Origin of the sequence: Sulfitobacter sp. 1A12056, from assembly GCF_043558125.1 — a bacterium.
GTDB lineage: Bacteria > Pseudomonadota > Alphaproteobacteria > Rhodobacterales > Rhodobacteraceae > Sulfitobacter > Sulfitobacter faviae.
In genome coordinates this window covers 83374-109932 of record NZ_JBIFFY010000009.1, presented here as the reverse complement: position 1 = coordinate 109932, position 26559 = coordinate 83374, and the positions used below count along the sequence as shown (strand labels likewise).

The window sequence follows — 26559 nt, the reverse complement described above, 5'->3', positions numbered from 1 at the left end:
ACATGACCCCAGATCTGGAATGCGTCGACCTCGTTAAGCGGTTCGGCGATACCACCGCTGTTAACAACGTCTCCTTCACGGTGCCGCCCGGCAGTTTCTTCTCCATCCTCGGGCCTTCGGGCTGTGGCAAAACAACAATCATGCGGATGATCGCCGGGTTTCTTGACCCTACTTCGGGTGACATTCGGATCAAGGGCGGTTCGGTGCTCGATACGCCGCCGAACAAGCGCCCGGTGAACATGGTGTTCCAGCATCTGGCGCTTTTCCCGATGATGACGATTGCCGAGAATATCGGCTACGGGCTGCGCCGTCGCGGCATGCTCAAAGCCGAGATCGCGCGCAAAGTCGATGAGGCGCTTGACCGGATCGGCCTGCCGGGCATCGGCGCGCGCAAGGCGGATGAGCTTTCGGGCGGGCAGAAACAACGGGTCGCCATCGCGCGCTGCATGGTGTTGGAGCCTGACGTGCTGCTGCTGGATGAGCCGCTGGGGGCGCTGGACCTCAAGCTGCGCGAACATATGAAGGTTGAGCTAAAGGCCCTGCAAGCCGCCTTTGACACGACATTCGTCTATATCACCCACGACCAATCCGAAGCGCTGGTGATGTCCGACCAGATCGCGGTGATGAGCAACGGCCAGTTCGAACAGGTGGGCCGGGGGCAAGACCTTTACTACCGCCCCGAAACACCCTTCGTCGCCGGTTTCATCGGAGAGTCGAACCGCTGGAAAGGCCGGATCGAACGGGTGGAGGGCGACGCCCTGCAACTGCGCACCGACAGCGGGCTTGCCATGCGCGCCACCGGCGCGGGCCTTGTCCAAGGGGCAAAGGCCGAGATTTTCGTGCGGCCCGAATCCATTCGGCTGGCTGCCAGTGCCGATGCGCTGTCGGGTTTCGACAATCAGCTAAAGGGCACCGTCACCAGCCTGTTGTTCAACGGCGCGGCTTCCCGCGTCTTGGTGCAGGATGATGTGGGTGAAACGCTCGAAGTCACGCTGCCGCAATCGGGGGAGTTCTCAAGCCTGAAACGCGGCGACGTGGTGCATATCGGCTGGGGCGCGGGGCAGGCGACCTGCTTTGGGGTCGCGTGATGCGCAGCCAATCCCGATTGACATTCTACCTGCTGCTGACGCCCTTGGTGCTGTGGCTGGGGCTTTTGATCATCATCCCGCATATCGACATGCTGCTGATCTCGCTGCGCGAGCGGATCAGCTTTGGCGTCTATGAAACCAGTCTGGCGCAATATGAAAAGGCGCTGACCGAACCGCTGTATTTGCGCACCTTCTGGCGCACGGCGGTGATGTCGGTGCTGGCAACCGCGCTGACGCTGCTGATCGCCTTTCCAGTGGCCTATTACATCGCCAAAATGGCGAAGGGGCGCTTGCAGCAGGTGTTGTTCCTGCTCTGCCTGATCCCGTTTTACGTCTCCGAACTGGTGCGCACCTTTGGCTGGATGATCCTGCTGCGTGAGACGGGTCTCGTCTCGAACCTGTTGCAATGGGTGGGGCTGGCCGACCGTCCGGTCGAGCTGCTTTATACCGATGCCACGATGATGGTCGGGCTGGTCTATACCTCCATGCTCTTCATGGTGGTGCCGCTTGTCACCACGCTGGAAAGCCTCGACGACAGTGTGATCGAGGCGGGCTATGATCTGGGCGGCAGCGGTCTTTCCGTCCTGCGTGAGATCATTATCCCCCACGCCATGCCCGGCATCGTATCGGGCTGTATCGTGGTCTTCATGCTGAGCTTGGGCAACTACCTGACGCCGACGATGCTGGGCGGCAAGGACAGCCTGTGGTTCACCGAAATGATCTATAACCAGTTCATCGTGCGCTCCAATTGGGAGCTGGGCGCCGCCTTTGGCTTTATGCTTTTGGTGCTGTCTTCGGTGATCGTCTGGGGGATGCTCTGGCTCACGGGCCGGACCCTCAAGGAAACGATGGGGTGATCCAATGATCCCGACAATCCCGCAATCGCGCAGCTTTCGCATTGTCTATGGTGGCTATGTGGCGCTGTTCTTTCTCTATCTGGCCCTGCCGCTGACCGTGGTGGCGGTCTTCGCCTTCAACGACAGCCAGTTCCCCTCTCTCCCGTGGGAGGGGTTCACATGGAATTGGTTCTTTGGCGAGGAGCGCCCGCAGATCGGCGTCTTTCACGAACGCGGCATTCTGCGCGCGGTCGGCACCTCGGCCTTCGTGGCGCTTTGCGTGGCGGTGCTTTCCGTCTGCGTGGGCACGACCAACGCCTTTTTGTTCAACCGCTATGAGTTCCGTGGCAAGGGGTTCCTCTATGTGCTGATGCTGCTGCCGCTGGTGATCCCCGGCATCGTCTTAGGCATCTCGGTGCTGGTGTTCTCCTCAACACTGGCCAATGGCGTTTGGGACTTGGCGCAGATCGACATACAGGCGCTGCGCCCCGGTCTGCTGTTGGTGATCCTCGGGCAGTTCAGCTTTATTACCACCATCGCCACGCTGGTGATCTCGGCCCGGTTGCAGAAATTCGACCGGACCTTGGAGGAGGCGGCGCTGAACCTTGGCGCGGACCGTCTGACAGCGGTGCGCACGATCACGCTGCCCTTCCTTGCGCCTGCGATGGTCGGGGCCGTGGTGGTGGCGTTTTTGATGAGCTTTGAGAACTTCAACACCACGCTGATGCTCGTGGGCTCCGACGCGCCGCTGACCATCGCCATGTTCGACCGGCTGAAAGAGGGGTCGACCCCGCTGCTGAACGCCGTGTCGCTGCTCTTGATGCTGGGCTCGTCGCTTTTGGCGCTGCTGGTGATCCTGTTCCAGAAAAAGGGCTAAGCCCCTCGGCAGGCCCGCCAGCCGGGCCTGCCACTTCCGGCTAAAGCGCGGCACGCACCGCCCGGCTGAACCTTTCAAGTAAATCCGCATCCTCTGCCAGATGGCGCCTCAGCGACCGGGGCAGTTCAAGCTGCACCCCTGCGCCCTTGCGGGTGCGGTTGCAGATGTTCGTCTCGTGCAGGCCGGGCAGGGTGGTGTTTACCTCCGCCCCGAAGCCCGCCCTGCGCAGGGCGGAGCCGATGGCACCGCGCATCGCCTTGTCCCGCCCGCCGAGCCATACGGTTTCGGTGCCATCGTCCTTGCGGCCATGCACGGCGATGGCCCCCTCGGCGCTGCCGACAAGCGCCAGCGCCTGCGGCTCATCGAAACGGTGCGAGGTGATGTGAAAATCCCCATGCGCCCCGGGCTTTAGCGCCTCGAAGACATAGAGCGACAGGTCGCGCCCCGCGATCGCTTCGGCGATCAGCCCGGTCTCGGGTTCGATCGTGCCGCCATGCGGGGCCAGAATGACAACCGCGCTGCCGCGATCTTCGGCCCGGATGCGGTAATCGACGCCCGCGACCATCTCGGCGGAGAGGTCGGCGAAGTTTTGGAAACGATCTGCCATAAAGGCTCCTGTTGAATGGCGGTTACACGTCGAGCTTGCGGACCGTTTTGCGGATCAGCCCGTCCTTCCGCTCCAGAAACACGATCTCGCCGAATTCGATCTTCAGCCATTCCTCCGCGTTTTCGGTCAGCGGTTCCGACGCGAGGATGGCCGAGGTCGCCTCCCCCTCGGGGCAGGCGTCGATGTCATAGGTGTTCGCATAGTCCTGAAAATTCGCCCCGGTGAGCAGGTAGATCGGCTCAAGCAGCATCGACAGGGGCAGGTCCTCGTCCCGCAGCTTTTGCCAATCGCCTGTGACATCCGTCTCACCCTCATGGCCGCAGCCAAAGTTCACGCCGATGATCCGCTCCCGGCTGACCAGCGCGATCTTGAGTTTGGTGAGCGCGGCGAGGTCGAGGTCGCGGGCAGCCTTGCAGATCACCTGCAACAGCTTTTCAAACCCGCGCTGCACGTCTTCGTCGCTGTTGCCCTCCAGCAGGGACAGCAGCAGCACATAGAGGAATTCCGTATCCGTTGTGCCGCGCATCTGGGTGAGGTAGCGATCTTTGCAATGGGGCAAGAGTTCGCGCTGCAATTGCCGCCAATGGGGCAGGGCGCCGTTCTGGGCGATGATCCACGGCGTATGGTCAAAGGAGAATGGGTGGCAGTTCTCATCGGCCTGCACCACGCTGGCGTCATAAGAGGCCGCGCGGATATGCGACAGCAGCGTGTGCGCCTGCAGGCTAGGGATCACCGATTTGGCGTTGTCGTCGTGAAAGGCGGCCTTGGGCCGGTGGTAGCGCAGCGGCGCTTCGGGATGCAGCAGATGGTCGCTCCAGGCGGCGAAACCCCAGCCGGCCAGTTGCAGGCTTGGGTGCAGTTCCGGGTCGAGGCTTTGGTTCAGCAGGCTGTTCTCAGGCGCAAGGAGCAGCGACTCGATTGGCAGTTCAGGTCCGATATAGGCGAGAAAGCGGCACATGGTTTTCCTTACTCTTGAGATAGTTCAGCGACTTCGAAAAGGGTGTGAAGGGCTGAGATAGAGCAAGGCGTGCGAAAATCGACTTGGGACGTGGCAGCGCGGTCAGGGCAAGGTGTCCGTCGGCTGTGGGCGGCCCGGCACACGGGCCACCCGAGGTCATAAATCAGATGTCAGAGATATAATCCGCCGAAACATAGCCCTGCACCTCAGGCGCATCGGCGAGTGAGACGCGGCACCACAACTGCCCGATCTCGGTCACGCAATCGCGGCGGTTGAGGACGGTGCCGTCGGGCAACCCCATGATGATCCCGAAATCCAAGCCCGGCCCGGACCGCAGTTTTAAAAGCTCATCCGGCCCGGTGCGGTGCACCATGACGCGGTCACTGGCCACGCCCGCGCAACCAGCGATGAACATAGCGGTGGAAACGGCTGCGAATGTAATGCTGCGCATGATCTGCCTCTCTTTTGTTTTCTTTCTCATAGATCGAAAACCGGGGTGATCCTAGCCGCCTTATTCCGCCGCCGCCTTGCACTGCTCCAACGCCCGTTTCAACGAATGTTCGTCATAGGGTTTCATCAAGCTGATATAGCGCCCCGCCTCTGCATCGCCTTCGGCATATTCCCGCGGATCGGCGCCTGAGGCGATGATCACGGCGATTTCGGGGCGCAGCTGCGTCACATGCCGCACCAGTTCCATGCCAGAGCCATCGGGCAGGCCAAGGTCGGTGAACATGACATCGAACCGCTCTGCCTGAAGGCTGCGCTCCGCGGCGGCGACGCTGTCGGCCTCGGTTACCGCATAGCCCAGATCAGAGAGCATATCCGCAGTGGCCATGCAGATCAGCGCATCGTCTTCGACCAGCAGCACCTTGGGCGCGTCATCGGTGCTCGGCGCGGTCTCTGCAGCTGGTGGGGCGGCGTCGGCACTGGTTTGGCGCGAGAGGATTTCATGGATTTTCAGCGCCAGCCGTTCGCGGGTGTAGGGTTTGCTCAGCAGATCGACCCCTTCGTCGAGCCGTCCCGCATGAACGATGGCGTTCTGCGTATAGCCCGAGGTAAAAAGCACGCCGACATTCGGCAGATGCGCCTTGGCCTCGCGGGCAAGCTCGGGGCTGCGGATTTTGCCGGGCATGACCACATCGGTGAACAGCAGGTTGATCTGGACCCCGCTTTTCACGATCGCCAGCGCACTGTCCGCATTCTCGGCGGTAAGCACGCCATATCCAAGATCGCGCAGTTGATCGACGGCAGTCTCACGCACGGCGGCATCGTCTTCGACCACAAGGATCACCTCGCCACTGCCGGTGGGCGTGTCGGTGGTGGCGGGCAGCGGGGCGCTTTCCTCCTTGCGCTGTGTGCGTGGCAGGTAGACCCGCACGGTCGTGCCTTGCTTCTCTTCGCTGTAGAGCTTGATGTGCCCGCCGGATTGTTTGACGAAACCGTAAACCATGCTGAGGCCCAGCCCCGTGCCCTCTCCGGTCTCCTTGGTGGTGAAGAAGGGGTCAAAGACCTTCTCCATGATCTCGGGCGGGATGCCCGTGCCGGTGTCGGTGATCGCCAGCATGACATATTGGCCCGGCGCCACGTTCGGATGGTTCTGCGTATAGGCATCATCCAGCGCGGCATTGCCCACTTCGATCGTCAGCTTGCCGTGATGGGCCATCGCATCGCGCGCGTTGATGGCGAGGTTCAGGATCACGTTCTCCAACTGCGCCGGGTCGACAAGACAGTTCCACAGGCCCCCCGAGATCACCGTCTCGACCTCGATCCCTTCGCCAAGCGTGCGGCGCAGCATGTCGTCCATGCCCCGCACCAATCGGCCAAGGTTCTGCGGTTTCGGCTCCAAGGGCTGCTGCCGCCCAAAGGCCAGCAACTGCGCGGTGAGCTTGGCCCCGCGCGACACGCCTGCCATGGCATTGTCGACGAACCGCCGCTTGGCGTCGCCTTCGGGCAATTCTTTCGACAGAAGTTGGAGGTTGCTGCCCACCACTTGCAGCAGGTTGTTGAAGTCATGCGCGATGCCGCCGGTCAACTGGCCCACGGCTTCCATCTTTTGCGCCTGCACCAATTGCGCCTCAAGCCGGTCCCGCTCGGCCATGGCCTCTTCGATCTTGGTTTTCAGCGCGTTGTTGAACTCGATCTCGGCATTGCGGGCGCGCAGTTCTTCGCGCAGGTCGCGCACCTCGATCACCGTGCCCACGGTTTTGCCGGTCTCGTCCTTCATCGGGGAGGCGGTGAAACCCACAGGGTAGAAGCTGCCGTCCTTATGGACAAAGGTCTCTTCCCCTTGGGTCTGGTGGTTCTCGGGAAAGGCGCGGTCGATGGCGCAGTCTTCGATGGGGAAATGCCGCCCATCGGGATGGGTGTGGTGGATCACATCATGCAACGGTCGGCCTGCGGTTTCCTCGAACCGATAGCCGGTCAGCTCTTCTGCCGCGCGGTTCATGAAAACGCATTGCTGTTTGTCGTCCATCATGAAGATGGCCATCGTCGTGTTGCTCAGGATGGCGTCCAGCCGGGCCGAGACCTTGGTCAGCGCCGCGTTGGCCTCTTTCTGTTTCGTGATGTCCTGAATGGCCGCGTAGAGGACCGTGTCATTCTCGGTCACGATCAATTGCAGATGGGTCAGCACGTTATAGCGCGACCCGTCCTTGCGTTGGTGGATCGTCTCATATTCCAGCGTCGTCTTCTCACCGCTCAGCAGCGGTTGGACGAGTTCCAGAAACGCCTCGCGCGAGAGTTCGGGCTTGATGTCCCAAGCCGCCATGCCGCGCAGCTCATCCATCGAATAGCCAAGGTTCTCCCGCGCGCCGCGATTGGCGAGGGTGAAGGTGAAATCTTCGACTGAAAAAAGGTAAACTTCGCTGGCCGCGTCTTCGACGATCTGGCCAAGGCGATCACTCGCCAATCTGAATGCTTCTCGCACCATTTTCCTCAAACTTGTCGGCCATGATGACCGGCTAAATTGTTACTGCAAGATGCAGGTTTGTTTAACCTAGCCTTATGGAGGGACAAGACGAGGGCAAAAAGCCACATTCGCACAAGGGGCGGGTTTTTGCGCAGATAGGTAGGAGGGGCACCCGCCGGGGCCGGCGGATGCGCAGGGGGCAGGGCGCGGTCAGGCCACGCGGTTGCCCATGGCATAGACCGAAGCCAGGATCGGCGCGTCTTTCATGATGTCAAAGAGGATCAGATCGGCCCGCGCGCCCAGAGCGATCTCGCCCCGGTCGGTCAGCCCTGCATGATGCGCGGGCGTGCGGGTCACGGTGGCGAGCCCGCGTGCCATGTCGCCCCATAGGTTACCCAATTGCACCGCGCCCAGCAAAAGGGCTGCGGGCACATAGTCGGACGACAGGATGTCGAGCAGGTCCAGTTCCGCCAGTTCCTTGGCCGCGACATTGCCCGAATGCGAGCCGCCGCGCACGAGGTTCGGCGCACCCATGATCGTGGCGATGTCTTGGGCATGGCACGCCTCTGCCGCTTCGCGGGTGGTGGGGAATTCGGCCAGCCGCACGCCATGGGCATGGCTGGTCGCGACCTGTTCGGCGGTGGTGTCGTCATGGCTGGCCAGCGCTGCGCCATAGCGCGCCGCCGCCGCCACCGCAGCCGCTTCATGTTTCGCGCCAAGCCGGTCCTGCAACCCATGCAGGAAGGTAACGTAATCGCCGAAATCCTCACGCGGCAGGCCGTTCTTGCCGCAGACGTAATCCTCGAACTTTTGCACGTCGCGGAATTGCCGCTGGCCGGGGGTGTGATCCATCAGGCTGACGATGCCGACCTTGTCGTCGGGGCCAAACTCGGCCAGTTCCTCCTCTAGCGTTTCGGAACAGATCTCGGCGCGCAGGTGGATATGGTGGCTGATCGCCAGCGCCCCGCTGTCGCGCATCATCAGGATCTCATCGGCCATGTCGCGGGCGTATTTCCCGTAGCGTTTGCGCCCTTCGTCCGAGAGGATCGACCCCACCCGGATCGCGTCGAAAACCGTGGTGATCCCGGTGCCCGCCAGTTCGCGGTCATGGGCGATGATTGCGGCACGGTGCGGCCAATCGACCTTGGGCCGCGGCTTCATGTGGCGCTCTAGGTTGTCGGTATGCAGTTCCACCAACCCGGGGGCGACGTAGCGGCCTTCGCAATCGATCGCCCCCTTGGGCAGGGCGGTGCCTTCGGCGATATCGGCGATCACCCCGTCGCGCAGCACCACGCTGCCGGGGATCACCGCATCGGGCAGGATGATTTTGGCATTGGCGAGAATGGTTTCTTTTGTCATGTGAAGGTCACGCTTGTTGCGCATCCATGGATGCAGGGAGAAGATGAATGAAGTTCGACCGCTACGCGATCTATTACACGCCCAAGGGCGCATTGGCCGAGGCTGGGGCCGCTTGGCTGGGGTGGGATTTGGCGCGCGGGCGTGCCGTGGCACATCCTGAGGTCGCGGGGCTGGACGTGGCCGCGCTGACCCAGACGCCGCGCAAATACGGGCTGCACGCGACGGTCAAACCGCCGTTCGTACTGGCCGAAGGCACATCGGCTGACGGGTTGCTGGCCAAGTTCAAGACGCTTTGCACGCGGCTTGCGCCCGTCACGCTGGATGGGCTGGCGCTGACCCAGCTGGGCCGGTTTCTGGCGCTGACGCCCGAGGGGGACACCGCCGCGCTCAACACCATGGCCGCCGAGGTGGTGCGCGGCCTTGATACTTTCCGCGCGCCACCGACCGAGGCCGATCTGGCCCGCAGGCGTCAGGCCAATCTGACCCCGGTGCAAGAGGCTAACCTCAGCCAATGGGGCTACCCTTATGTGATGGAGGCGTTCCGCTTTCACATCACCCTGACCGGCAAACTGCCCAAGGGCGATCTGCCGCAGGTCACCGCAGCGCTGGCCCCCTATATCACGCCGCATCTGCCGCAGCCCTTCGTGCTGGACAGCCTGACGCTGGTGGGGCAGGCCCCAGACGGTATGTTCCATGAGGTTCACCGCGCGGCCCTTTCGGGATAAAGCGCCGCCAGCGCCAGTGCCACGGTTTGCTTCAGCGGGCCGGAGTTGTCGATCTCGATGGCGGCGATATGGTCGGGCAAGACCCGTTCGGCGCGCGCCAGCCGGGCGGTGATTTCCGCTTCACTCTCGCGCCCACGGCCCCGCAGCCGCGCGGCCAGCACTTCGGGCGCGGCGGTGAGCGACAGCACCTCGAACCGGTCAAACCTGAGCTTCGCTTCGGTCAACACCGCGCGCGAGAGGTTGGCCAGCACGTCGCGCCCCTCGGCCAGCGCCATATCGACCGCGATGGGGATGCCATAGCGCAGCCCATGCGCGGCCCAGCTGAGGGCAAAGGCGCCCTCCGCCTCCAGCCGCAGGAACGTGGCCTCGTCGATCCCGTCGAAGTCTTCGCCGCCCGCTTCGCTGGGCCGGGTGATGGCGCGGCGGGCGAGGAAGAGATCGGGCTGGGCCTCGGCAAGCGCTTCCATCACGCTGTCCTTGCCCACGCCCGACGGCCCCACAACCGCGATGAAACGCCCGCTCATGCCGCCAATCCGGGGGTGAAGCGGGTCACGTCCACTTCGCGGTCGCAGATTTGGTCGCGGGCGGCTTCGTCGTGGAAGATGCCCAAGATCGCCGTGCCACGGGCCTTGGCCTCTTCGATCAGCGCCAGCACCGTGGCGCGGTTGGTGGCGTCAAGGCTCGCCGTCGGCTCGTCCAGCAGCAGGACGGGGTAGGGATGCGCAAAGCCGCGCGCGATGTTCACCCGCTGCTGCTCCCCGCCGGAAAAGGTCGTGGGGCTGAGCTGCCAAAGCCGTTCGGGGATATTGAGTTGTGCCAGCAATTCTCCGGCCCGCGCCCGTGCCTCGGCTTCGCTGCTGCCCACCGCGCGCAGCGGCTCGGCCACGACATCCAGCGTTGCCACCCGTGGCACGACGCGCAGGAACTGGCTAACATAGCCCAGCACATGACGGCGCAGCTCCAGTATCTCGCGCGGGGCGGCTTGGGCGACATCCAGATCGCCCACCATGATCCGGCCCGACGCGGTCAGGTAGTTGCCATAGATCATCCGCATCAGCGTCGATTTTCCGGCGCCCGACGCCCCGGTCAGCGCCACGCATTCGCCCCGCGCGACGGTCAATTCACCGCCGCGCATCACCGGGATCACCGCAGCACCCTGATTGTGCAGAGTGAAGGATTTGCTTACATTTTCCACGCGTATCATGGTTTAGCCTTGCTCGGTATAATTCTGAAATTGAATGGTTTTCTTTGCATGTTCACACCTGTAGCACGCTCGAGACCAAAAGCTGCGTATAGCCGTGCTGCGGGTCGTCGAGCACCTGATCGGTCAGGCCGGTTTCCACCACATGGCCATCCTTCATCACCATCAACCGATCCGCCAAGAGCCGCACCACCGCTAGATCATGGGTCACGATGATCGCGCTCAGCCCCATCTCGCGCACAAGCCCGCGCAGCAGGTCGAGCAGCCGCGCCTGAACGCTCACGTCCAGCCCGCCCGTGGGTTCGTCCATGAAGACCAGCCGCGGCCCGGTCACGAGGTTGCGGGCGATCTGCAAACGCTGCTGCATTCCGCCAGAGAAGGCCGAGGGCCGGTCGTCGATCCGGTCCTCGTTGATCTCGACCCGGCCCAGCCAATCGGTGGCACTGGCGCGGATGTCGCCATAGTGTCGCGCACCCACAGCCATCAGCCGCTCGCCGACATTGCCGCCCGCGCTCACGTTCATGCGCAGCCCGTCGCGGGCGTGTTGGTGCACAAAGGCCCAATCGGTGCGCGACAGCATCCGGCGCTCCGGCTCGCTCATTGTCACCGTGTCGCGCAGCCCATCGGCGCGGGTGTCGAAACGCACGGCCCCGCGATCCGGGGTCAGATGCCCGGCTAGCGTGTTGAGCAGCGTCGACTTGCCCGAGCCGCTTTCCCCGACGATCCCCATGACTTCACCGGGGTAGAGGTCAAAGCTGACATCGGTGCAGCCGATCCGCGCGCCATAGAATTTCGCGATGTTTTCAACTTGCAACAAGGGGGTCATGCCATGCCCTCCACCACAGGTGCCGCATCCGCGCCGCGATGTCCGGCGGCCTGACGGGCCGCGCAATAATCGGTGTCGGAACACATGAACAGACGCCCGCCTGCGTCATCGACGATCAACTCATCAAGATAGCTGTCCTCGGCCCCGCAGAGGCCGCAAGGATGGTCGGCCTTGCTCGCCTCAAAGGGGTGGTCCTCGAAATCCAGCGAGACGACCTGCGTATAGGGCGGCAGCGCATAAATCCGCTGCTCGCGCCCCGCGCCGAAGAGTTGGATCGCGGCCATTTCCAGTTTCGGATTGTCGAATTTCGGGATCGGCGAAGGGTCCATCACATAGCGCCCCTCGACCTTGACCGGATAGGCATAGGCCGTGGCAATCGCGCCGTGCTGGGCGATGTCTTCGTAAAGTTTCACATGCATCAGCCCGTATTCCTCCAGCTCGTGCATTTTGCGGGTCTCGACCTCCGAAGGCTCAAGAAAGCGCAGCGGTTCGGGGATTGGCACCTGATAGACCAGCACCTGATCCTCGCGCAGCGCGGCTTCGGGGATGCGGTGGCGGGTTTGGATGACGCTGGCCTCGGCCGTGGCTTCGGTCACGGCGACGCCAGCCGTCTTTTGGAAAAAGCGGCGGATCGAGACGGCGTTGGTCGTATCATCCGCCCCTTGGTCGATCACCTTGAAGGTATCCTCGGGCGTCAGCACCGCGGCAGAGACTTGCACGCCACCAGTGCCCCAACCGTAAGGCATCGGCATCTCGCGGCTGGCAAAGGGCACCTGATAGCCCGGGATCGCCAGCCCTTTCAGGATCGCGCGGCGGATCATCCGCTTGGTCTGCTCGTCCAGATAGGCAAAGTTGTAGTCGTTCATGCCTCGGTCCTCATGCCTGTCTTGGTCACACTGTGTCATGGCAGGGTTCATTCCGCGGCCTCCCGTGGTGCGTCTTGCGCCGCGGCTGTCGCCTCGCGGCGCAGTTTGCGGATCAGTTCGAGTTCGGATTGGAAGTCGACGTAATGGGGCAGTTTGATATGCTCCAAGAACCCCGTCGCTTGGATGTTGTCGGCGTGGTAGAGCACGAATTCCGCGTCCTGCGCCGGCGCGCCGAGGTTGTCTTCGCCCAACTCCTCCCAACGCAATGCCCGGTCCACCAGCGCCATGGAGATCGCCTTGCGCTCGGACATGCCGAAGACCAGCCCGTAGCCGCGGGTGAACTGCGGCGGCTCGGTCTTTGAGCCTGCGAATTGGTTCACCGTCTCACATTCGGTCAGCTCAACCTCGCCGATCTCAATGGCGAAACCCAGTTCGGGAATATCCATTTCGACAGCGACTTTGCCGATGCGCAGTTCTGCAACGAAAGCGTGGTTGCGGGCATAGCCGCGCTGCGTGGAATAGGCCATGCCGAGCACGAAGCCCTCGTCGCCGCGGGTCAGCGCTTGCAGGCGCAGGTCGCGGGTGGCAGGGAGTTCCAAAGGCTCGCGCGTCAGGTCGCGCGGCGGGGCCTTGCTGTCCGTGTCGCGCTGCATCAGCCCTTCGCGGTCGAGGAATTCCATGATGTGCGGCGTCTCCGCGGGCGGTTCGGCCTCGGGCGCTTCGGGGGCCGGGGGCACCTCACCATCGGCGGCGAGTTTGAAATCCAGCAGCCGGTGCGTGTAGTCGAAGGTCGGCCCCAAGACCTGCCCGCCCGGCGCATCCTTGAAGGTGGCCGAGACGCGGCGATCGCAGGCCATGGTGCCGGTGTCCATCGGGCGCGAGGCACCGAACCGCGGCAGGGTGGTGCGATAGGCGCGGATCAGGAAGACCGCTTCGATCAGGTCGCCGCGCGCCTGTTTGATCGCCAGCGCGGCGAGGTCGGGATCATAGAGCGAGCCTTCGGCCATCACCCGGTTCACCGCCAGCGTCATCTGCTCGCGAATTTGCGCGACGCTGAGTTCCGGCACCTTTGCGTCACCGCGCCGCTCTTCGGCGAGCCATGCGTGGGCGTTGTCGATCGCCCGCTCGCCGCCTTTTACCGCTACATACATCAGGACACCTTTGTGCTTCGGGGCAGCGCCGCCAAACGGTCGCCGCAGGTGAAAATGAAGTCCAGCCCACGCGGGAAGAGCGCCGCGTTCTGCTGAAAAGCGGCGCGCTCGGGCAGCGACAGTGCCGCGCTGTCTTTGATGCCGGGGCCGGAGAGGGTCGCGCCATCGCCGCGCAGATCATCCAACTCGACGATCAGCGTGGCAGAGCGGTCGGGGTAGGCGGCGGTCCCGAGGGGGAAGTCGCCGCGCGGCAGGTCGTCCCAGGCGCCCAAGGCGAATTGCGCCGCAGTTGCGGGGGCGAAGGGTGCGCCGGTGTGGAAGGTGATCCAGTCGCGCACTTCGGGTCGGTCGAAGCCGGGCGCGAGGTAGAGCGGCGTTTCGGGATCGCAGAGCGTCAGCAGGACGACCCCGGCGGCGGTGGAGAGACCCGCAGGCGGTTCGGCCCCGGTCACGCTGTTGATCTCCCCCGGTTTGGCCATGGCGTTCATCACCGCGCGAAAGGCAAAAGCGGCGTCTTTGGGCGCGTCGCGAAACCCGCCTGTCAGCGATAGGGTCTGCATCAGTCTTCTCCCCTGACCATGGTGAAAAAGTCGACCTTGGTGGCGGCGGCCTTGGCGGCCCGGCTGGCGCGGCGCTGGCCCTCGATCTCGGCCAGCGGGTCGAGCAGTTTGGCGCGGACCTCATCCGCCGCATCGCCCTGCATCAGCGCGTCGGTAAGGGCCGCTTGCAGCGCCTTGTCGCGGCTGCGGCCCTGCACATAGGCGTGGCCGTCTACCCCATCCGTCAGCCGCACCGAACAGCGCGTGACCGACATCTCACCCATGTTGAAGGCATCGCCCACAGCGCCCATCCGGCCCCGCAGCATGACGCCGCCGATCTCAGGCGCGCGAAGCACCTCATGGGCGGGCAGGGGGCCGAAGCCCTCCCATAGCCGGGCGAGATCGCGGGCCTCGGCCCGTGCGAGCAGGCCCATCCACGCCTGCCTGTCGCGGGACTTTTCCTTGGTTTCAACCGTCATCTAGACACCTTGTGCATTTGTCTAATTTACTATACAACTAGACAAGTATTAGCCGCTGGCCTTCCGCTGGCGCAAGCTTGGATATGTGAAACTTCTGCGACATGGCCCGTACTGCGATCTGGAAAACCATCACCGCCGCCCTGACCCACGATATCGCTGCGGGGAAATACGCCCCCGGTGACCGGCTCCCGACCGAGGCGCAGTTGGCGGCGCGCTTTGGGGTCAATCGCCACACGGTGCGCCGCGCGATCAGCGACATGAACGAGAGCGGGCTGACCTATAGCCGCCGGGGCGCGGGCGTCTTCGTGGCGCAGCGGCCCACGGACTATCCCATCGGCAAACGGGTGCGCTTTCACCAGAACCTCGCGGCGGCGGGGCGGGTGCCAGCCAAGGAGGTTTTGACCTTGGAGACCCGCGCCGCCTCGGCCCATGAGGCCGCGCAGTTGGGGCTGGAGGGCGAGGCGCAGGTGCATGTCTACGAGGGTTTGTCACTGGCCGATGAGCAGCCCATCGCGATCTTCCGCAGCATCTTTCCCGCCGCGCGGTTTCCTGCCCTGTTGGCGGCGCTTGAGGCCAGCCGTTCCGTCACCACCGCCTTGGCGCAGGGTGGGGTGGTGGATTACATCCGCGCCTCGACCCGGCTGACGGCGAAGCTTGCCACTGCCACGCAGGCGCTGCATCTGCGGCTGTCCGAAGGCGCGCCGATCCTGCGCTCGGCGGGGATCAATGTGGACCCCGAGGGCGTGCCGGTGGAATACGGGGTGACGTGGTTCGCGGGTGACCGGGTGACGCTGACGCTCAACCCCGGCGACTAGCCGTATTTCTCAAGAAACGCTTCGGCGGGCAGGGTTTGGAAGTCCTTGAGCGATGCTTGCAGTCGATCATGCGGCCAATCCCACCACGCCAATTCCTCCATCCGCGCGGCGATGCTTTCGGAAAAGCGGCGGCGCAGCGGTTTGGCGGGGATGCCGGCGACGATCATATAGGGGGCGACATCGCGGGTGACGATGGCCCCGCCTGCCACCACCGCGCCGTGGCCGATGGTTACCTCGGGCCGGACCTGCGCGCCGTGGCCCAGCCATGTGTCATGGCCAATCACCGTGCGGCGGCTGCGGCGCAGGGCGAACCAGTCGGCGTCATCCTCGGCCCCGTCGAAGTAGTCCCCGGCGCGGTAGTGGAAGTGGTGCAGGCTGGCCTTTTCCATCGGGTGATCGGTAGCCCCGATACGCACACTGGCGGCGATATTGCTGAACTTGCCGACTTGCGTGTTGGCGATGTCGCACCAGCGGTCGCAATAGGAGTAATCCCCGATCTCGGAATGGGCGAGGCGCGTGGCGCGCCCGATCTCGACATAGCGCCCGAACTGCGTGTCAGTCACTTCGCAGTCCGGGTGAAGGAAGGGCGCATCCGCTTTGAGACGCGCCATCAGTGGTCCGCCTCATTGCCCGCGATCAGTTTGCGGCGCAGCCAGCCCGAGAAGCTGTCCATCGCCACGACCATCAGAATGATCAGCACGATGTAATAGCTCACCTCCTCCCAATCCTTTTGGGTGATGATCGCTTGGGTCAGCAGCAGGCCAATGCCGCCGCCGGTGATCGCGCCGATGATGGTGGCGGACCGGGTGTTGGATTCCAGATAGTAGAGCACTTGGCTCAGCAGAACCGGGGTGATCTGCGGGATGACGCCAAAGCGGTAGCGTTGCACGGGGGCGGCCCCGGTGGAGGCGATGCCTTCGATCTGTTTGTCATCCACATTCTCAAGCGCCTCGGAGAAGATTTTGCCGAAGGTGCCGGTGTCTGTCAGCAAGATCGCCAGCGATCCGGTCAGCGGGCCGGGGCCAAAAGCGCGGGACAATACGATGGTCCAGATCAGCCCGTCGACCCCGCGCAGGAAGTCAAAGAGCCGCCGCGCGGCAAAGCGCAGCGCGCCAAGCGGAGAGAAGTTCTTGGCCGCAAGAAACCCCAGCGGCAGGGCGATCATCGCCGCGCCAAAAGTGCCGAGGAAGGCCATGAGAACGGTCTCGACCAGCGCCCAAGCCACATCGCCGTGACGCCACATCTTGTTGGTCCAGAAGTCCTGCCAGATCGCGCCGTATTCACCGCTGCGCAACAGCTCAAGCGGGGACATGCCGTAGTAGGGGCTGTCGAGCGTGAAGAAGAACAGCTCCCACCCGTTGAAATAGCGGAACACCTCGGCGCGGTTGCGGGTGATCGTCAGGCGGCCTGCCTCCGTGGTCACGGCAAGACGGTTTTTCGAGGCGTTGATCCACGCGGGCAAGGGGCCATCGGGCAGGGTGGCGTTGACGCCGCTGCGCCCCGGTGTGGCGGTGATCAGCCCGTAGCCCGGCACGTCATAGCGCACTTCCGGTCCCAGTTCGACGGTGTGCCCGTTGCCCAGCTCGACGATAGAAGTCTCGCCCAAGGTGACCCAATCGGGGGCGGTGCCGGGTGCATAGCGGCCCTTGCGCTCCCCTTCGATGGCGATCTCCATCTCGCCGTTGCGGTTGTCGCGGGCGACATGGGTTTTGTAGCTATAGCTGTCGGCCACCAGCGTCTTCATGTTCGACACATTGATGCGGTCACCCAGCCCGGCCACGTCGAAGGCAAAGAAGACGTAAGTGAGATAGGCAAGGATCAGCACCGGGGCGGCAAGGCTCGCCATGCGTTTGCGCCGGAAGCTACGGCTGGCGACCTGCTGAGCGGGGAGGGTGGAAGCGGTAAGGTCGGTCACAGGATGGCTCCCTTGTCCTTATAGGCGCGGCCATGGGTCAGCCGATCGCGGAAATGGCTTGAGACTTGGTCGACGATGATGATGGTGCCGAAGAGCAGCAGAAAGATCGCCGCCGCCTCGTCGAATTTGCCTTGGCCCCAAGACATCGTGTTGCGCAGGTCATAGCCGATGCCGCCTGCGCCGACGAAGCCAAGGATGGCCGAGGCGCGGATATTGATCTCGAACCGCAGCAGCGCGTAGGAGAGGTAGTTGGGCGCGACCTGTGGCACGACGCCCAGCACCATGCGTTGCAGCCAGCCTGCGCCGACGGAGGCAAGGCCGTCGACAGGTTTAAGAGAGGCGTTCTCATTCACCTCGGAAAAAAGTTTGCCGAGCGCGCCCACGGTATGCAGCGCGATGGCGATCATCGCGGGCACCGGGCCGCCGCCCAGAAGGAAGATCAGCACCAGCGCGACGACGATCTCAGGCACCGCGCGCAGCACGTCCAGCAGGCGGCGCAGCGGCGCTACGAGCCACGGCGCGGGGGCAAGGCCGCGGGTGGCCAGAAGGGCAGCGAAGAAAGCCAGCAGCGCGCCGATCAGCGTGGCGGCCCCGGCGATGTTCACCGTCTCGATCAGAGAGGGGAGGTATTTCACGAAATAGCCGGGCAGCAGATGGATGCGCTCCCAAGCCTCGCCCAGTACATCGGCGGGGAAGTCAAAGATATTGGGCAGCCCGTTCCAGAACCCGCCTGCGTTGCGGGCATTGGCGGTGCCGAAACCGCCGATCAGCAGGGCCAGGAAAACGACCAGCAGGATCATGTTCATCACCCGCTTTTGTCGGGTGTGGGCAAGGTAATCCGCCGTGATCTGCGGTGCGGTGGTGGTCTGGTGCATCTGTCGTCCCCCTATGACGACAGGCCCCGACAATCGTTGTCGGGACCTGCCAGATGTCTTGTAATCGCTGCGATCAGTTGGATTTCGCCTTGCGCGCTTCGACGATGGAGACATAGGCGTCATGCGCGATCGGATCGAAACCAAGGCTCTCGCCCGCGGCCACGCCGTAGGCGCAATCGGCGTCTTTCTCGTGCAGTTCATCCACCAGTTGGGTCATCGTCGCCTTGACCTCTTCAGGCAGGGCCTTGCGCAGCACGACCGGGCCTTCGGGGATCGGCTTGGAGCGCCAGATTTCCACCAGGTCGTTCATGTCGACGAGGCCCGCGTCCACGGCTTTGCGCAGCGCGCCGGAGTTGTAGCCGTCTTCCCAGTTGCCCTGACCGTCGGCCCATGTCACGCCGCCGTCGACGTCACCGTTGTTGACCGCGACGATGGTCTGCTCATGGCCGCCGGTGAATTTCACTTCGCCGAAGTAGTCGCCGGATTCCATCGTGGCACCAGTGGTCTGGGGGATTTCGATGGAGGGGATCAGGTAGCCCGAGGTGGAGTTCGGATCGCCAAAGCCAAAGACCTTGCCCTGCATGTCTTCGAGGCTCTCGATGCCCGCATCTTTGCGCGCAAAGCCGATGGAGTGATAGCCGTAGGAGCCGTCGAGGTTGATCTTGACCAGCACCGGCTCGACCGCTTCGGGGTCTTGCAGATGCACGGCGGCATAGGCCGAAGCGCCCAGCCATGCCATGTCGAGCGTGCCGCCCAGCAGACCTTGGATCACGCCGTTATAGTCGGCCGGGGCAAAGAGTTTGGCCGGAACGCCAAGGCGCTCTTCGGTGTAGCCGCGCAGACATTCGTAGGAGTTCATCCGGTCCTGCGCGTTTTCCCCGCCGAGGATGCCGATGCGGAATTCGTCGATCTCGGCACTTTGGGCCATGGCGGTGCCGGTGAGGGCCGTGGTTGCCAAGGCGGCGGCGATGAGCTTTTTCATTGTGTCGTCTCCGTTTGCAAAAAATGCCCTTTGGGGCGGGTCTTGTCAGGCTGGCACTTTGTCCAGCGTTTCGATCTCGGTTGAGGTGGCGGCTTCGGAAAAGCTGCTGTCCGCACCGTAGATTTCGCGGGCCATGCCGGTGGTCAGCTGCTCGGGCGTGCCGTCAAAGACGATCTTGCCGTCGCGCATCCCCACCACGCGGTCGCAGTAGCGGCGCGCGGTATCCAGCGTGTGAAGGTTGGCGATGACCATGCGGCCATCTTCCTCGTGAATGCGGCGCAGCGATTGCATCACCACCTGCGCGTTCATCGGGTCGAGGCTGGCGATGGGTTCATCCGCCAGAATGATCTGCGGGTCCTGCATCAGGGCGCGGGCGATGGCGACGCGCTGTTGCTGCCCGCCAGAAAGCGCCTCGGCCCGTTTGGGCGCGTGCTGCGCGATGCCCAGCCGGTCGAGGATTTCGATGGCGCGGGTGATGTCGGCATCGGGGTAGAGGTTGAAGATGCTGCTCAGCGTCGAGCGGCGGTTGAGCGTGCCATGCAGCACGTTCGATACCACATCCATCCGTGGGACGAGGTTGAACTGCTGAAAGATCATCGCGCATTCCGCCTGCCAGCCGCGCCGGGCCGCGCCGCGCAGGGCGGTCACATCGCGCCCCTGAAACAGGATCTGCCCCGAGGAGGCATCGGTCAGCCGGTTGAGCATCCGCAGCAGGGTGGATTTCCCCGCGCCGGAGCGCCCGATGATTCCGATCATCTGCGGCTTGTCGACCTCTAGGTTGGCGCGGGCCACCGCTGTGTTCGCGCCGAATGTTTTGGTCAGTTCAGAAATGACGAGCATAAGTCCCCCGGGGTTTGCGGGGCGAGCTATCGCAGCGGTGAATGTCACGAATGTTTAAGTTTGACGAAGCTTTTGTAACGCGTCCCTTTTTGCGGAACGGCTGCCTAAGTCCGCGCGTTTGTGCTTGTTTTATAGGCGCTTGTGCGATGGTGCCGGTGCTGCGCATGGGGCAAACGAGCGGGGCTGCGAGGGCCTAAGGGCCGGTTTTATGCAATGAAATAAGGGCCTGCGAAATAGAGCTTGCGGAACAAACTGGGCGGATTAATGCTTTCTCTCACAAGGCGGTTCAGATAGGGCCGCATCTGGTCAGGCCGTGCAATTGGCGCAGCGACCGTTAAGATCTTTGGCCGGATCACCGCGCGCGCAGTGTCCTCCACCCGCGCCCCCTATGGTGAGACAGGCCCCCGACAAGCATTCAAAGGAGCGCGTTCATGGACGCCCAAGTTATCGCATTTCTGATTCTGCTGCCGATCACGCTGGTTTTCGTCTACGCCGGCATCCACGAGTTTCGGCGCTACAAAAGCGAGGGCAAGGCGAACTACGGGCTGGTCTTTGACGAGGAAAGCGGCACCACCCATGTCAGCGGCATCGCCGAAGACGAAGACCCGTTCGACCCCGAAGACTTTGACCCCAACGATTACAACGACCCCGAAATCAAAACCGACACGGATGAGCGCAAATCGTGAGCGCGAAGCGCCTTTGCGCCGCGATGCTGCTCTGGCTGGCGCTGCCCGCGAACGCTGACACCCCCGCCGAGATCGTGATCTTGGGCGAGGTGCATGACAACCCCCATGCCCATCTCGAACAGGCCGCTGCCCTAAAGGCGCTGCGTCCTACGGCTGTGGTGTTCGAAATGCTCACCGCCGAAGAGTCGGCAAAGGCCGACGCCGATCGCAGCCAGATTGCGCAGGCTTGGGCGGCGAGCGGGTGGCAGCACTTCGATATCTATGCCCCCATCTTTGGCGCTTTGGGAGACGCCCGCATTATCGGCGCCGCCGCCCCGCGTGAGGCGGTGCAGCGCGTGTACCGCGAGGGGGCAGCCGCGCTCTTCGGGCCTGAGGCGGCGCGCTTCGGCCTTGACCAGCCCTTGCCGGAGGATCAGCAGGCTGTGCGTGTGGAATTGCAATTCGCCGCCCATTGCGAGGCCATGCCGCGCGAGATGATGGGCGGCATGGTCGCCGTGCAACGCTACCGCGACGCCACCTTCGCCCGCGCCGCGCTCGACGCGCTCAAAGCCTACGGCCCGCCGGTGGCGGTGATCACCGGCAATGGCCACGCCCGCACCGATTGGGGCATTCCCGCCCTCATCGCCCAAGCCGCGCCCGAAGTCACGACCCACGCCATCGGCTTTGTAGGGGCCGAGACCGCGGTGCCTTTCGATGAGACCCGTCTCATCCCGCCCGCCGAGCGCGACGCCCCCTGCAACGCCCTGATCGAGAACTAAAGGACAGGCCCATGTATCTTGCCATGAACCGTTTCACCGTCTTGCCCGAGAATGCCGCCGCTTTCGAAGCGCTTTGGCTGAACCGGGAAAGCCACCTGAAGGAGAGCGAAGGCTTCGTCTCCTTCCATATGCTCAAAGGGCCGGAGACGGAGGGGGCGATCCTCTATGCCTCTCACACCGTTTGGGAGAGCGAGGCGCATTTTCGGGCTTGGACGACCAGCGATGCCTTTCGCGCCGCCCATGCGCGGGCGGGACAGACCCGCAAGCTGCACGAGGGCGCGCCGCAGTTCGAAGGCTTCAGCGCCATTCAAAAGATCGACGCGGAATAACCCGGGAGGGCCGGGGTTTCTATACTTGACTAAAATAATCAGATTAAGTAGCCGTTAAAGGAACCCGGGCGTTTCGCCGGGGTATGAACGACTTTACGCCGAAACCGTCCAAGCCACCGCGCGTCGGAAGCCCGGATGTCAATGGAAAGGAGCCCGCCCCGTGAGGACACCCGTGACCACGCCCGAGCCAATGGCCCATGCCCGGCTACAGACCCCATCCAACAATAGCTGGCGCGACATCGCGCTTGGCAGCAACGATGCCGCAGCCTGCGAGGGTTTCGGGCTGGAGCATCTCATCGATCTGCAACGCGCCCGCCAAATGGGAGAGATGGCATGAGCCTGATGCAAAAACTGCCCGATCCATCGCCCGCCGCCCAACCGGCCCAAGAGGCCGTGCATGATGCCCGTGCCTTGGTGCCCAATGGCTCGACCGCGAATATCGTCTTGGACGGCCAGACCTATACGCTGCGCATCACGCGGGCGGGCAAGTTGATCCTGACCAAATAAGCCTGCGCGCTTTCCCAAAGCGCGGCTTGCCCTGTGGGCGCGGCGTCTTTACTGACGCGCCATGCCCTGCCGTCTTTGCCCACTTTTGCCGCTGACATGCTGGCCCTGCTGAGCCTGTTCTTCGCGGCGCTGCTGGCGGCCACCCTGATCCCCGCGCAATCCGAAGCGGTGCTTTTGGGGCTGATGTGGTCGGGTGCTCATGCCACGGCGCTTTTGTGGCTGGTGGCGACGCTGGGCAATGTGCTGGGATCGCTGCTCAATTGGCTGCTGGGGCGCTACCTCAGCCATTTCGCCGATCACCGCTGGTTTCCCTTCTCGGCCAAGCAGATGGTCCGTGCCTCTGGCTGGTATCGGAGTTGGGGATACTGGAGCCTGCTGGCCAGTTGGGTGCCGATCATCGGCGATCCGCTGACCTTGGCCGCGGGCATGTTGCGCGAACCGCTTTGGCGGTTCGTGCTGATCGTCACCCTTGCCAAGGGCGGGCGTTACCTCGTGCTGATCCTGATCGCCCGCGGGGTTTTGTGACCCTTAGTGCGGGGTGATCCCTTCGAGCGGCGGCAGCGGGTTGGGCGCGGTCACAAGATGGGCGCGGCGCTTTTCGTAAAAGGCATTGCCGCCCGCGGTCACCACATAATGCATGTTGTTGTAGTTCGCATTGTACCATGCCGCGTGAAAGAATCTGGCGCGGGTGACCTTCGGATGCCGCTCCCCCTGAAGCACCGCCAGTGCCGTGGCGCGGGCCAGCGGGGCGCCGCGGTCGGTCATCGGTTTCGTCATCACGCCGGGGGCGAATTGGTTGGGCTGGCCGACCACACCGCAGACCGTGTCGGGGAAGGCGTCGGAGTGGACGCGGTTCAGCACCACCGTCCCCACGGCCACCATTCCGTCGCGGCTGGAACGGTTGGATTCGAAATACATCGCGCGGGCCATACACTCCACCTCATCCGCCGGAACCGCGACGACTTCGGTCTGCTTCCCGCCACAGGCGGCGAGCAGGCCAAGGCCCAAGAGCAAAGCGGCAGTGCGGATTTTCGGGGGCTGAACGCGCATGGGCGGCCTTTCTGGCTGAGGGGGCAGGTGGGACATAATTTTCCAGCAAACGCGGGCAGAGGCAAGACCCGCGCCCGGCTCCGGCGGTATCCCTCCGGGCGGGGCGCGCGGGGGGCGCTTGGGCTGGGGATTGATCTAGTGTAATGCTTGGTAAAACAGTCATGATCGCAGCAGGCCGCCCTATGAAAGTCACCTACCGGGATGTGAAAACCGACATCCTGTCAAAGATCACCAAGGGCGAGTGGCCGTTGGGCAGCCTTGTGCCCAATGAGGTCGATCTGGCCGAGACCTATGGCTGCGCCCGGGCGACGGTCAACCGCGCCATGCGCGAATTGGCCGAAGAGGGGTTCATCGAAAGGCGGCGCAAGGCGGGCACGCGGGTGCGCATGGCCCCGCTGCGGCAGGCCCGTTTCGACATTCCGCTGGTCCGGGCCGAGATCGAAGAGAAGGGCGCCGACTACCGGTATTCGCGGGTCAGTCACGCAATTGAGCCTGCACCCGACTGGCTGCGCGCCCGGCTCAAACTGGGCGCGGGGAGCGAGGCGCTGCATCTGGTCTGCATGCATTACGCCGATGGCGACCCCTATCAATTTGAGGACCGTTGGATCAACCTCGCCACCCTCCCGCAGGCGCGGGAGGAGAGTTTCACCGATGTCGGGCCGAACGAATGGCTGATCTCGGCCATTCCCTTTTCGGATGTGGAGATCAGCCTTTCTGCCGGACTGGCCGATCAGAGGCTAAGCGAATACCTCGCCTGCGGCTTGGGCGATCCGGTTTTTACCGTCGAGCGGTCGACGTGGTGGGAGGGGCAGGCGGTGACCTATGTGCGGCTGTCCTACCGCCCCGGCCACCGCCTGACCACGCGCTATTAAGCTGCCGCCGCCGCGGGTGGGCGGCAGCGCTCAGCGCTCAAAGGATACCCGGCAGGTTCAGCCCATGTTCGCGGGCGCAATCGCGTGCTTCGTCATAGCCCGCGTCCGCATGGCGCATCACGCCCGTCGCCGGGTCGTTCCACAGCACCCGTTCGATCCGGCGGTCGGCGTCCTCGGAGCCGTCACAGCAGATCACCATGCCCGAGTGCTGCGAGAAGCCCATGCCGACCCCGCCGCCGTGGTGCAGCGACACCCAAGTCGCCCCCGAGGCGGTGTTCAAAAGCGCGTTCAGCAGCGGCCAGTCCGACACCGCGTCAGAGCCGTCTTTCATCGCCTCCGTCTCGCGGTTGGGCGAGGCGACGGAGCCGCTGTCGAGGTGGTCGCGGCCAATCACCACCGGCGCGCTGAGTTCGCCTGTGCGGACCATCTCATTGAAGGCCAGCCCCAGCTTGTGGCGCACGCCTAAGCCCACCCAACAAATCCGTGCAGGCAGCCCTTGGAAAGAGATACGCTCCCGCGCCATGTCGAGCCAGTTGTGCAGATGCGTGTCCTCAGCGAGGATCTCCTTCACCTTGGCGTCGGTCTTGTAGATATCCTCAGGATCGCCCGACAGCGCCGCCCAGCGGAAGGGGCCGATGCCGCGGCAGAACAGCGGGCGGATATAGGCGGGCACGAAGCCGGGGAAGTCGAAGGCGTTGTCGAGCCCTTCTTCCAGTGCCATCTGGCGGATGTTGTTGCCATAGTCGACCGTTGGGATGCCAGCGGTGTGGAAATCGACCATCGCCTGCACCTGCACCTTCATCGAGGCGCGGGCGGCTTTTTCGACCGCTTTGGGATCGCTCTCGCGTTTCTCGCGCCATTCGCCCATCGTCCAGCCCTGCGGCAGATAGCCGTTCACCGGGTCATGGGCCGAGGTCTGGTCGGTCACGATATCGGGGCGGACCCCGCGTTTCACCAGTTCGGGAAAGACATCTGCCGCATTGCCCAAAAGCGCCACGGACTTCGCCTCGCCCGCCGCGGTCCAGCGGTCGATCATCGCCAGCGCCTCATCAAGGCTGTCGGTCTTTTCATCGACATAGCGGGTGCGCAGGCGGAAATCGATGCTGTCGGGATTGCACTCCACCGCCAGACAGCAGGCACCGGCCATGACCGCGGCCAAGGGCTGCGCGCCGCCCATGCCGCCCAAGCCCCCGGTGAGGATCCATTTGCCTTTGAGGTCACCACCATAGTGCTGGCGGCCTGCCTCGACGAAGGTCTCATAGGTGCCTTGGACGATGCCTTGGCTGCCAATGTAGATCCACGATCCGGCGGTCATCTGGCCGTACATCGCCAGACCCTTCTTATCGAGTTCGTTGAAATGGTCCCAATTGGCCCAATGCGGCACGAGGTTGGAGTTGGCGATCAACACGCGCGGGGCGTCCTTATGGGTTTGGAAAACCCCCACGGGCTTGCCCGATTGCACCAGCAGCGTTTGGTCCTCTTCCAGCGCGCGCAGGGAGGCGACGATCTGGTCATAGTCCTCCCACGTCCGCGCCGCGCGCCCGATGCCGCCGTAGACGACCAGCTCATGCGGGTTCTCGGCCACGTCGGGGTGCAGGTTGTTCATCAGCATCCGCAGCGGCGCTTCGGTCAGCCAGCTTTTCGCAGAAAGCTCGGTGCCGGTGGCGGGATAGACGTCACGGGTGTTCTTGCGCGGATCGCTCATGCTGTGCCTTTCAGGGTAGGGGCCATCGCGGCCAGAGTTGTCAGGATATCGGTCAGATGCACGCGCAGCCGCGCGGCCTTGTCGGGGTCATAGGGCCAAGGCGGCGCCTCGGCGCCGAGGTAGCTGCTTTGTGCCAGTTCCATCTGGATCGCGTGGAGCCCTTCGGCGGGGCGGCCATAGTGGCGCGTGGTCCAGCCGCCTTTGAAGCGCCCGTTGCTGACGGCGGTGTAGCCGGGTGCGGCGGCGCAGATCTCGGCGACGGCGGCTTCGATCTCCGGCGCGGAGGTGGTGCCGAGGTTCGTGCCGATGTTGAAATCGGGCAGCGGGCCGTCAAAGAGGAAGGGGATCAGCGAGCGGATCGAGTGGCAGTCATAGAGGATCGCGACCCCATGCAGGTCGCGGACGCGGGCCAGTTCGGCCTCAAGCGCGGCATGATAGGGCGCGTGGTATGCCACGCGGCGGGCCTCAACCTCGGCTGCGTCGGGCGGGGTGGTCCAGATGTCCTGCCCGTCGAAATCCGTCAACGGCACCAGCCCAGTGGTGTTCTGCCCGGGGTAGAGCGATGCGCCCGAAGGGTCGCGGTTGGCGTCGATCACATAGCGGTGGAAGGTCGCGCGCACCGTGGTCGCGCCGGGCAGCAGCCCGTCGTAGAGCCGGTCGATATGCCAATCGGTATCCGCCAATTCCCGCCCGCGCGGGTTCAGGTCGCGCCGGATGGCCTCGGGCAGGTCAGTCCCGGTATGAGGCAGGCCGAGCACGATGGGGCTGTCGCCGCGGGTGATCTCGACGGGTGTGATCTCAGCGG

General features: G+C 63.9%; 32 protein-coding genes. 12 read left to right on the top strand and 20 right to left on the bottom strand.

Features of this window, described 5'->3' with window-relative positions; genetic code table 11:
* Positions 1-2 precede the first annotated feature (2 nt).
* Genes ACGYLD_RS15605 through ACGYLD_RS15595 form a run of 3 tightly spaced genes read left to right on the top strand, consistent with a single transcriptional unit; the run spans position 3 to position 2801 of the window.
* Complete coding sequence (locus tag ACGYLD_RS15605; RefSeq protein ID WP_271691910.1) at positions 3-1088, top strand: ABC transporter ATP-binding protein; 1086 nt, start codon at positions 3-5, stop codon at positions 1086-1088.
* The gene (locus tag ACGYLD_RS15600) at positions 1088-1945 is read left to right on the top strand and encodes an ABC transporter permease (protein WP_209217402.1); all 858 of its coding nucleotides are present in this window, start codon (positions 1088-1090) and stop codon (positions 1943-1945) included. Before ACGYLD_RS15605 ends, ACGYLD_RS15600 begins: the two co-directional genes overlap by 1 nt.
* 4 nt (positions 1946-1949) lie before the next feature.
* Positions 1950-2801 (top strand): ABC transporter permease, encoded by an 852-nt coding sequence (locus ACGYLD_RS15595; protein WP_067261320.1) that lies wholly within the window; start codon positions 1950-1952, stop codon positions 2799-2801.
* A 40-nt stretch (positions 2802-2841) separates the two neighbouring features.
* Here ACGYLD_RS15595 and ACGYLD_RS15590 read toward each other — a convergent pair whose 3' ends face one another.
* The 5 genes from ACGYLD_RS15590 to ACGYLD_RS15570 form a co-directional block, all read right to left on the bottom strand.
* Entirely contained in the window at positions 2842-3408 is a 567-nt protein-coding gene (locus ACGYLD_RS15590; RefSeq protein ID WP_271691909.1) for a poly-gamma-glutamate hydrolase family protein, read from the bottom strand.
* A gap of 22 nt (positions 3409-3430) precedes the next feature.
* Complete coding sequence (locus ACGYLD_RS15585; RefSeq protein WP_271691908.1) at positions 3431-4366, bottom strand: class II glutamine amidotransferase; 936 nt, start codon at positions 4364-4366, stop codon at positions 3431-3433.
* Between the two features lie 163 nt (positions 4367-4529).
* Complete coding sequence (locus tag ACGYLD_RS15580; protein ID WP_209217398.1) at positions 4530-4817, bottom strand: SH3 domain-containing protein; 288 nt, start codon at positions 4815-4817, stop codon at positions 4530-4532.
* A gap of 60 nt (positions 4818-4877) precedes the next feature.
* Positions 4878-7274 carry a PAS domain S-box protein gene (locus ACGYLD_RS15575; protein ID WP_394403138.1) on the bottom strand — a complete coding sequence of 799 codons (2397 nt, stop codon included), beginning with the start codon at positions 7272-7274 and terminating at the stop codon, positions 4878-4880.
* Positions 7275-7484: 210 nt separating this feature from the next.
* The gene (locus ACGYLD_RS15570) at positions 7485-8633 is read right to left on the bottom strand and encodes an alpha-D-ribose 1-methylphosphonate 5-triphosphate diphosphatase (RefSeq protein ID WP_394403136.1); all 1149 of its coding nucleotides are present in this window, start codon (positions 8631-8633) and stop codon (positions 7485-7487) included.
* Positions 8634-8680: 47 nt separating this feature from the next.
* Between ACGYLD_RS15570 and ACGYLD_RS15565 the strand changes: the two genes are divergently transcribed.
* Positions 8681-9358: a DUF1045 domain-containing protein gene (locus ACGYLD_RS15565; protein WP_394403134.1), complete on the top strand. Its 678-nt coding sequence runs from the start codon at positions 8681-8683 to the stop codon at positions 9356-9358.
* Here the strand turns inward: ACGYLD_RS15565 and phnN are convergent.
* From phnN to phnG, 7 genes are read right to left on the bottom strand one after another with little or no spacing between them, the layout of a single operon-like run.
* Positions 9334-9882, bottom strand: a complete 549-nt coding sequence (phnN, locus tag ACGYLD_RS15560; RefSeq protein WP_271689398.1) for a phosphonate metabolism protein/1,5-bisphosphokinase (PRPP-forming) PhnN — start codon at positions 9880-9882, stop codon at positions 9334-9336. The genes ACGYLD_RS15565 and phnN overlap by 25 nt on opposite strands.
* Positions 9879-10562 carry a phosphonate C-P lyase system protein PhnL gene (phnL, locus tag ACGYLD_RS15555; RefSeq protein WP_209217393.1) on the bottom strand — a complete coding sequence of 228 codons (684 nt, stop codon included), beginning with the start codon at positions 10560-10562 and terminating at the stop codon, positions 9879-9881. The genes phnN and phnL overlap by 4 nt, the downstream gene beginning before the upstream one ends.
* 52 nt (positions 10563-10614) lie before the next feature.
* Positions 10615-11385, bottom strand: a complete 771-nt coding sequence (gene phnK, locus ACGYLD_RS15550) for a phosphonate C-P lyase system protein PhnK (protein ID WP_007117460.1) — start codon at positions 11383-11385, stop codon at positions 10615-10617.
* Positions 11382-12251 carry an alpha-D-ribose 1-methylphosphonate 5-phosphate C-P-lyase PhnJ gene (locus tag ACGYLD_RS15545; RefSeq protein WP_271691900.1) on the bottom strand — a complete coding sequence of 290 codons (870 nt, stop codon included), beginning with the start codon at positions 12249-12251 and terminating at the stop codon, positions 11382-11384. Before ACGYLD_RS15545 ends, phnK begins: the two co-directional genes overlap by 4 nt.
* A gap of 47 nt (positions 12252-12298) precedes the next feature.
* Positions 12299-13402, bottom strand: a complete 1104-nt coding sequence (locus ACGYLD_RS15540; protein ID WP_271691898.1) for a carbon-phosphorus lyase complex subunit PhnI — start codon at positions 13400-13402, stop codon at positions 12299-12301.
* A complete protein-coding gene (gene phnH / locus ACGYLD_RS15535; protein WP_271691897.1) occupies positions 13402-13962 on the bottom strand; it encodes a phosphonate C-P lyase system protein PhnH in 561 nt (186 codons plus the stop codon). Before phnH ends, ACGYLD_RS15540 begins: the two co-directional genes overlap by 1 nt.
* The gene (gene phnG / locus ACGYLD_RS15530) at positions 13962-14420 is read right to left on the bottom strand and encodes a phosphonate C-P lyase system protein PhnG (RefSeq protein ID WP_271691896.1); all 459 of its coding nucleotides are present in this window, start codon (positions 14418-14420) and stop codon (positions 13962-13964) included. The genes phnH and phnG overlap by 1 nt, the downstream gene beginning before the upstream one ends.
* Before the next feature lie 101 nt (positions 14421-14521).
* Between phnG and phnF the strand changes: the two genes are divergently transcribed.
* Entirely contained in the window at positions 14522-15235 is a 714-nt protein-coding gene (gene phnF / locus ACGYLD_RS15525; RefSeq protein WP_271691895.1) for a phosphonate metabolism transcriptional regulator PhnF, read from the top strand.
* Here the strand turns inward: phnF and ACGYLD_RS15520 are convergent.
* From ACGYLD_RS15520 to phnC, 5 genes are all read right to left on the bottom strand, one after another.
* On the bottom strand, positions 15232-15846 hold the full coding sequence (locus ACGYLD_RS15520) for a chloramphenicol acetyltransferase (protein WP_271689403.1): 615 nt from the start codon (positions 15844-15846) through the stop codon (positions 15232-15234). The genes phnF and ACGYLD_RS15520 overlap by 4 nt on opposite strands.
* Positions 15846-17081 carry a phosphonate ABC transporter, permease protein PhnE gene (gene phnE, locus ACGYLD_RS15515; RefSeq protein ID WP_271693844.1) on the bottom strand — a complete coding sequence of 412 codons (1236 nt, stop codon included), beginning with the start codon at positions 17079-17081 and terminating at the stop codon, positions 15846-15848. The genes ACGYLD_RS15520 and phnE (ACGYLD_RS15515) overlap by 1 nt, the downstream gene beginning before the upstream one ends.
* 65 nt (positions 17082-17146) lie before the next feature.
* Positions 17147-18025, bottom strand: a complete 879-nt coding sequence (phnE, locus tag ACGYLD_RS15510; protein WP_271691894.1) for a phosphonate ABC transporter, permease protein PhnE — start codon at positions 18023-18025, stop codon at positions 17147-17149.
* A gap of 73 nt (positions 18026-18098) precedes the next feature.
* Positions 18099-19007, bottom strand: a complete 909-nt coding sequence (phnD, locus tag ACGYLD_RS15505; RefSeq protein ID WP_271689405.1) for a phosphonate ABC transporter substrate-binding protein — start codon at positions 19005-19007, stop codon at positions 18099-18101.
* 45 nt (positions 19008-19052) lie between these two features.
* Positions 19053-19847 carry a phosphonate ABC transporter ATP-binding protein gene (gene phnC, locus ACGYLD_RS15500; RefSeq protein WP_067261353.1) on the bottom strand — a complete coding sequence of 265 codons (795 nt, stop codon included), beginning with the start codon at positions 19845-19847 and terminating at the stop codon, positions 19053-19055.
* A gap of 431 nt (positions 19848-20278) precedes the next feature.
* Here phnC and ACGYLD_RS15495 point away from each other — a divergent pair, with 431 nt between their 5' ends.
* The 6 genes from ACGYLD_RS15495 to ACGYLD_RS15470 all read left to right on the top strand — a co-directional run bounded on the left by ACGYLD_RS15495 (position 20279) and on the right by ACGYLD_RS15470 (position 22652).
* Positions 20279-20533 carry a hypothetical protein gene (locus ACGYLD_RS15495; protein WP_209217383.1) on the top strand — a complete coding sequence of 85 codons (255 nt, stop codon included), beginning with the start codon at positions 20279-20281 and terminating at the stop codon, positions 20531-20533.
* Positions 20530-21291 carry a ChaN family lipoprotein gene (locus tag ACGYLD_RS15490; RefSeq protein ID WP_394403131.1) on the top strand — a complete coding sequence of 254 codons (762 nt, stop codon included), beginning with the start codon at positions 20530-20532 and terminating at the stop codon, positions 21289-21291. Before ACGYLD_RS15495 ends, ACGYLD_RS15490 begins: the two co-directional genes overlap by 4 nt.
* 11 nt (positions 21292-21302) lie before the next feature.
* Entirely contained in the window at positions 21303-21620 is a 318-nt protein-coding gene (locus ACGYLD_RS15485) for an antibiotic biosynthesis monooxygenase family protein (RefSeq protein ID WP_394403129.1), read from the top strand.
* A gap of 160 nt (positions 21621-21780) precedes the next feature.
* Positions 21781-21957 carry a hypothetical protein gene (locus tag ACGYLD_RS15480; protein WP_394403127.1) on the top strand — a complete coding sequence of 59 codons (177 nt, stop codon included), beginning with the start codon at positions 21781-21783 and terminating at the stop codon, positions 21955-21957.
* Positions 21958-21962: 5 nt separating this feature from the next.
* Entirely contained in the window at positions 21963-22127 is a 165-nt protein-coding gene (locus ACGYLD_RS15475) for a hemin uptake protein HemP (RefSeq protein ID WP_082851946.1), read from the top strand.
* 96 nt (positions 22128-22223) lie between these two features.
* On the top strand, positions 22224-22652 hold the full coding sequence (locus tag ACGYLD_RS15470; protein ID WP_394403125.1) for a YqaA family protein: 429 nt from the start codon (positions 22224-22226) through the stop codon (positions 22650-22652).
* 3 nt (positions 22653-22655) lie between these two features.
* Here ACGYLD_RS15470 and ACGYLD_RS15465 read toward each other — a convergent pair whose 3' ends face one another.
* Positions 22656-23177, bottom strand: coding sequence for a cell wall hydrolase (locus ACGYLD_RS15465; protein WP_394403123.1), 522 nt, complete (start codon positions 23175-23177; stop codon positions 22656-22658).
* A gap of 182 nt (positions 23178-23359) precedes the next feature.
* Here ACGYLD_RS15465 and ACGYLD_RS15460 point away from each other — a divergent pair, with 182 nt between their 5' ends.
* A complete protein-coding gene (locus ACGYLD_RS15460; RefSeq protein WP_394403121.1) occupies positions 23360-24049 on the top strand; it encodes a UTRA domain-containing protein in 690 nt (229 codons plus the stop codon).
* 37 nt (positions 24050-24086) lie between these two features.
* Here the strand turns inward: ACGYLD_RS15460 and hutU are convergent, their stop codons facing one another.
* Together hutU and hutG are read right to left on the bottom strand one after the other, a co-directional pair.
* Complete coding sequence (gene hutU / locus ACGYLD_RS15455; protein ID WP_394403119.1) at positions 24087-25754, bottom strand: urocanate hydratase; 1668 nt, start codon at positions 25752-25754, stop codon at positions 24087-24089.
* Positions 25751-26551 carry an N-formylglutamate deformylase gene (gene hutG / locus ACGYLD_RS15450; protein WP_271693843.1) on the bottom strand — a complete coding sequence of 267 codons (801 nt, stop codon included), beginning with the start codon at positions 26549-26551 and terminating at the stop codon, positions 25751-25753. Before hutG ends, hutU begins: the two co-directional genes overlap by 4 nt.
* Positions 26552-26559: the final 8 nt, after the last annotated feature.